Below are 5,893 nucleotides of genomic sequence, written 5' to 3'. Positions count from 1 at the left end.
CCTCCGACGACACTCCTAGGAGAGCCGCATGGCACGTCTCGCCGGCGTCGACATCCCGCGCGACAAGCGCGTGGTCATCGCCCTGACCTACATCTACGGCATCGGCCGTACCCGCTCGATCGACATCCTCAAGGCGACCGAGATCAGCGAGGACATCCGCGTGAAGGACCTCACCGACGACCAGCTCGTCGCCCTCCGCGACTACATCGAGGGCACCTACAAGGTCGAGGGTGACCTCCGCCGTGAGGTGGCCGCCGACATCCGCCGCAAGGTCGAGATCGGTTCCTACGAGGGCCTCCGCCACCGTCGTGGCTTGCCCGTGCGCGGTCAGCGCACCAAGACCAACGCGCGTACCCGCAAGGGTCCCAAGCGCACGGTCGCGGGCAAGAAAAAGGCCGGCAAGAAGTAAAGCGCGCCAGAAGGTTTAGGAGAGAATTCGCATGGCTGCACCCAAGACCGCTGCGCGCAAGCCGCGCCGCAAGGAGAAGAAGAACATCGCGCTGGGCCAGGCCCACATCAAGTCGACGTTCAACAACACGATCGTCTCGATCACCGACCCGTCGGGCGCTGTGATCAGCTGGGCCTCGTCCGGTGGCGTGGGCTTCAAGGGCTCGCGCAAGTCGACCCCGTACGCGGCCGGCATGGCCGCCGAGTCGGCCGCCCGTCAGGCCGCCGAGCACGGTGTCAAGAAGGTCGACGTCTTCGTGAAGGGCCCGGGTTCGGGCCGCGAGACCGCGATCCGCTCGCTGCAGGCCGCCGGCCTCGAGGTGGGCTCGATCCAGGACGTGACGCCGCAGGCCCACAACGGCTGCCGTCCGCCGAAGCGCCGCCGCGTCTGATCGTCCGGAGCCGGGGCCGCTCCTCCCGCGTGTCGGGTGAGCGGTCTCGGCATCCGCTGTTTGACAGGATGCCGCGGCCCGCGCGTCGAGCGATCGCGCGGCGCGCGCGTGGCATCCGCTGATCACAACTCAACACCTCAACACCAGCAAAGTGTCATATAGCGGGCACTTAGCCGAAAGGAACACATCGTGCTCATCGCACAGCGTCCCACTCTGACCGAGGAGAAGATCGAGGAGTTCCGTAGCCGTTTCGTCATCGAGCCGCTCGAGCCCGGCTTCGGTTACACCATCGGAAACGCGCTGCGTCGCAGCCTCCTCTCGTCGATCCCCGGCGCGGCCGTCACGAGCATCCGCATCGACGGAGTCCTCCACGAGTTCAGCACCATCCCCGGTGTGAAGGAGGATGTGACCGAGATCATCCTCAACATCAAGCAGCTGGTCGTCTCCAGCGAGCGCGACGAGCCCATCACCGCGTACCTGCGCAAGACGGGCGCCGGCGAGGTCACGGCCGCCGACATCTCGGCTCCGGCCGGTGTCGAGGTGCACAACCCCGAGCTGGTCATCGCGACGCTCAACGACACCGCTCGCTTCGAGCTCGAGCTCACCATCGAGCGCGGCCGCGGCTACGTGTCGGCGACCCAGAACCGCAACGAGTACGCCGAGGCCGGGCAGATCCCGATCGACTCGATCTACTCGCCGGTGCTCAAGGTCAGCTACCGCGTCGACGCGACGCGTGCCGGTGAGCGCACCGACTTCGACAAGCTCGTGCTCGACGTCGAGACCAAGGCTGCGATCGCCCCGCGCGACGCGGTGGCCTCGGCCGGTCGCACGCTCACCGAGCTGTTCGGTCTCGCCCGCGAGCTGAACGTTGAGGCCGAGGGCATCGAGATCGGCCCCGCGCCGGTCGAGACGGTGCTCTCGAACGAGCTGTCGATGCCGATCGAGGACCTCGATCTGTCGGTGCGTTCGTACAACTGCCTCAAGCGCGAGGGCATCAACACCGTCGCCGAGCTCGTCGCCCTCTCGGAGACGCAGCTCATGAACATCCGCAACTTCGGTCAGAAGTCGGTCGACGAGGTGCGCGACAAGCTCGTCTCGCTCGGTCTGTCGCTGAAGGACTCGGTGCCCGGTTTCGACGGCGCCCAGTTCTACGGCGGCTACGACGACGAGACCGTCTGACACCCGCAGACACCGAAGACTTCGACCACACACTGGAGCGATTGAGACATGCCTAAGCCCACGAAGGGTCCCCGCCTCGGAGGCGGCCCCGCCCACGAGCGCCTGCTGCTTGCGAACCTCGCCGCGGCGCTGTTCACCCACAAGTCGATCACGACCACCGAGACCAAGGCCAAGCGCCTGCGTCCGCTGGCCGAGCGTCTCATCACGTTCGCGAAGCGCGGCGACCTGCACGCGCGTCGTCGCGTGCTGAGCGTGATCGGTGACAAAGAGGTCGTGCACGTCCTCTTCACCGAGATCGCGCCGCTGGTCGCCGAGCGTGAGGGCGGCTACACCCGCATCACCAAGGTCGGCAACCGCAAGGGTGACAACGCGCCCCTCGCCGTGATCGAGCTCGTGCTCGAGCCGGTCGCGAAGAAGAAGCCGGCTGCCAAGAAGGCTGCTGCTCCGAAGGCCGCCCCTGCCGAGGCTCCGGCCGAGGCCCCTGCCGAGGAGACCCCCGCCGAGGAGGTCGTCGAGGCTCCGGTCGAGGAGGCTCCCGAGGCTGACGTCGCCGAGACCGAGGCTCCCGCCGAGGAGACCGCGGCCGACGAGGACGCCAAGTAAGCCGCAGCATCCGCTGTTCGATGGCCCGCACCCGCTGAGGGTGCGGGCCATCGTCGTTTCCGGGCGTCGTACCGGACCCAGAAACCTCAAGATTTCCGCAAGATTTCCGCAAGACCGCAATCCGAATGTCAAGGCTTCGCGAAGTGGGCGCCTCCGCTCGGCCGATTCCCCTAGCGTCGATGGAGGCGCGAACCCGAACGCGTAGACCCCCGGCTCACCCGGCCACGCAACGAGGGTCATCGATGGCCCCGGAGTGTCCAGTGCAGGATGCCCCGGGGTCATCCGCAGACCCTGCGCCGCCCATCCCGAATACAGCAAAGAAGAGCCCATGGCGCGACGCCGGCAGTGGGGTACGGAGCGCGACCCCGCTCCTCTCTCCGCCGTGCACGGACGCCCGTCCGCCGCGAAGCTCGCTCTCGGTCGTCTGGCGATCCAGCTCACGATCGTCATCTGGGCGATCTATGTGCTGAGCGTCGTGGTGAACCAGTTCTTCACCGACGGATTCGGCAACGGCTGGCGCGTGGTCGAAGCGCTCTCGTACGTCGTGGTGGTCACGGCGCTGACCTTCTCTGCGCTCATGTACCTGATCCAGCGGCAGGGCGCCTTCAACCGGTTCGTCGAGCATGTGCGTGTGACGCGTGCGGAGCTCGACCGTCACTTCTTCCACCACGACCGCCCTCTCACGGTGCTCATCCCCTCGTACGCCGAGGAGCCGGATGTCATCCGCAAGACGATCTGGTCGGCGGCGCTGCAGGAGTACCCGTCGCAGCGCATCGTGCTTCTCATCGATGACAGCCCGAATCCGACGAAGCCGGATGTGCTGGCGCGTCTGACGGAGACCCGCGGCATCCCCGAAGAGATCATGGAGCGCCTCCGGGTTCCGCGGGAGAGGTTCGGCGAGGCGCTGCTGACGCTCGAGCACGAGCTGCTCGTGGCGGGTGACGAGCGCGAGCTTCCCGAGGGCGCGATCGAGCGCCTCGCGATCGAGTACGGGTTCGGTGCCGCCTGGCTGCGCGACCAGGCCGCGCAGGAGCACCGCGACGACCACGTAGACGCGTTCTACATCGACGAGATCCTGCTGGGGCTCGCGGGCGACCTCGAGGCGACCGAGCTCAACCTGCGCGCCGCGCTCGCGGGTGGCGAGGAGATCCCGCTCGCGCGCCTGATGCAGCTGCACCGTCGTCTGGCGTGGATCTTCACGGTCGAGATCGGCGCGTTCGAGCGCAAGCGCTACGCGAACCTGTCGGCCGAGGCCAACAAGGCGATGAACCTGAACTCGTACATCGGGCTCATCGGCGGCCGCTACCTCGAGGTGGAGTCCGACGAGGGTCTGCTGCTCATGCCGGCTCCGGCGGGCGCGGCGAACGCCGTCAGCATCCCGTACTGCGACTTCGTGCTCACTCTCGATGCCGACTCGCTGCTGCTGCGCGAGTACTGCCTGCGCCTCGTCTACTTCCTCGAGCAGCCGGGTAACGAGCGGGTCGCGGTGACGCAGACGCCGTACTCGTCGTTCCGCGGTGCGCCGACGCGCATCGAGCGGCTGGCGGGCGCGACCACCGATCTGCAGCACATCCTGCACCAGGGCATGACCGCCCACAACGCGACCTTCTGGGTGGGGGCGAACGCCGTCATCCGTATGGACGCTCTCGACGACATCATGCAGATCGATGTCGAGAACGGCTTCGAGGTGCGCCGTTACGTGCAGGACCGCACCGTCATCGAGGACACCGAGTCGAGCGTCGATCTGGGGGAGCACGGCTGGTCGCTCGTGAACTACCCCGAGCGGCTGAGCTATTCGGCGACGCCGCCGGACTGGGGTTCGCTCATCGTGCAGCGCCGTCGGTGGGCGAACGGCGGCCTGCTGATCATGCCGAAGCTCTGGCGCACCGCGAAGGAGCGCCGCAAGGCCGGCGATCCGATGAAGGCCATGGAGCTCGCGATCCGGGTGAACTACATGGCCTCGATCGCGTGGGCGAGCTTCGGCCTCGTCTTCCTGCTGGCCTACCCGTACGACAACCGTCTGGTGAGCCCGCTCGTGCTGGCGGGCGCGCTCCCGTACTTCATCGCGATGGCCTTCGACCTGCGCTACACCGGGTACAAGGCGATGGATGTCGTGCGCATCTACGGCTTCAACCTGATCCTGCTGCCGGTGAACCTCGCGGGCGTCATCAAGTCGATCGAGCAGGCGGTGACCGGGCGCAAGATCCCGTTCGCCCGCACCCCGAAGGTCGCCGACCGCACCGGTGCGCCGCTGCTCTACATCGTCGCGCCGTACGCGATCGTGTTCTTCTCGATCTACGTCGGCTGGCTCGCGTTCGTCAACCACAACTGGGGCAACTTCGCCTTCGCGGTCGTGAATGCGGTGTGCGCGTCGTGGGCGATCCTCGCGTACATCGGCATCCGCAACTCGATCATCGACCTGTGGATCGGCTTGACCGACTGGATGTGGGTCGAGAAGAAGCCGAAGCGTGTGCGCCAGGCCGCGGCGGTCGAGGAGTTCGACTGGCGCGAGGCGCTCGAGGTCGGCCCTGCCCCGCCGGGCGCCGAGGGGCGCAAGGGTCGCGTGCGCCGTCGCCGGCGCACGCCTGTCGCCGTGCCGGTGGCGTCCGCGGCGGCGACTCCTCCCGTGAAGAAGAAGCACGTGCCGACGCAGACGATCGAGCTGCCGGTGATCGACGCCGAGCCGCGCGTGGCGCGCCCCGCGGCGCCGGTCGCGGCGCCCGCCGCCGAACCGCCGGTGGTCGCGCCGACATCCGGAACGCCGTTCGCCGTGGTCGAGATCGACGCGGAGCTCGCGGTGGTCGATGCAGAGGGCCGCATGGTCTCCGACCGTCCCCCGGTCCTCGAGCCGGATGCCGCGCCCGCGCCGGCGTTCGCCGCCGATGCGACCGGTGCGGTCACGGTGCCGGCCGAGTTCGCCGGGGTCGAGGCTGTCGAGGAACTGCTGCAGGCGGTCGCGCAGGACGACCGATCGGATGCCGCGCCCCGCCCGGCGCTCGTCGACGCCGAGGCCCCTGCCGTGCCCGTGTTCGCTGCCGGGATCACTCCTCCCGTGTCGCCGCGTCACGCCGCGGCATCCGACGATTACGAGCGCGACGAGACGCAGATCCCTGTCGCACCGATCGGGTCGCACTCGGAGAGCCCCGCCGAGCGCGCGGCCGCGTGGCGTGCGGCTCAGCGCGAGCGCTCCAACGCCGCGCGCGCCGCGGCGGAGCGGGAGAACCCGATGCCGCCGCCGGTCGAGATTGTGGATGCCGCGGCATCCGTCGCCT

General features: G+C 68.4%; 5 protein-coding genes. All 5 read left to right on the top strand.

Annotated features, from left to right (window positions below; all coding sequences use genetic code 11):
• Positions 1–28 precede the first annotated feature (28 nt).
• Positions 29–409 (top strand): 30S ribosomal protein S13, encoded by a 381-nt coding sequence (gene rpsM, locus ASG00_RS02000; RefSeq protein ID WP_045246417.1) that lies wholly within the window; start codon positions 29–31, stop codon positions 407–409.
• Positions 410–440: 31 nt separating this feature from the next.
• Positions 441–839: a 30S ribosomal protein S11 gene (gene rpsK / locus ASG00_RS01995; protein ID WP_045246416.1), complete on the top strand. Its 399-nt coding sequence runs from the start codon at positions 441–443 to the stop codon at positions 837–839.
• 189 nt (positions 840–1,028) lie between these two features.
• Positions 1,029–2,018 (top strand): DNA-directed RNA polymerase subunit alpha, encoded by a 990-nt coding sequence (locus tag ASG00_RS01990; RefSeq protein WP_045246414.1) that lies wholly within the window; start codon positions 1,029–1,031, stop codon positions 2,016–2,018.
• A gap of 48 nt (positions 2,019–2,066) precedes the next feature.
• Entirely contained in the window at positions 2,067–2,621 is a 555-nt protein-coding gene (gene rplQ, locus ASG00_RS01985) for a 50S ribosomal protein L17 (protein ID WP_056206466.1), read from the top strand.
• 328 nt (positions 2,622–2,949) lie between these two features.
• A partial coding sequence (locus tag ASG00_RS01980) for a glycosyltransferase family 2 protein (protein WP_082482994.1) occupies positions 2,950–5,893 on the top strand: 2,944 nt, incomplete at its 3' end.

It is taken from the genome of Microbacterium sp. Leaf351 (genome assembly GCF_001423825.1).
In the GTDB taxonomy this organism is placed as follows: Bacteria; Actinomycetota; Actinomycetes; order Actinomycetales; family Microbacteriaceae; genus Microbacterium; species Microbacterium ginsengisoli.
Note: the sequence above shows the minus strand (reverse complement) of the source record. Positions and strands in the feature narration are given on the sequence as shown.

Excerpts from the sequence above, each read along its gene's own strand:
- rplQ (WP_056206466.1), top strand. The coding sequence starts at position 2,067 with ATGCCTAAGCCCACGAAGGGTCCCCGCCTCGGAGGCGGCCCCGCCCAC.
- rpsM (WP_045246417.1), top strand. The coding sequence starts at position 29 with ATGGCACGTCTCGCCGGCGTCGACATCCCGCGCGACAAGCGCGTGGTC.
- rpsK (WP_045246416.1), top strand. The coding sequence starts at position 441 with ATGGCTGCACCCAAGACCGCTGCGCGCAAGCCGCGCCGCAAGGAGAAG.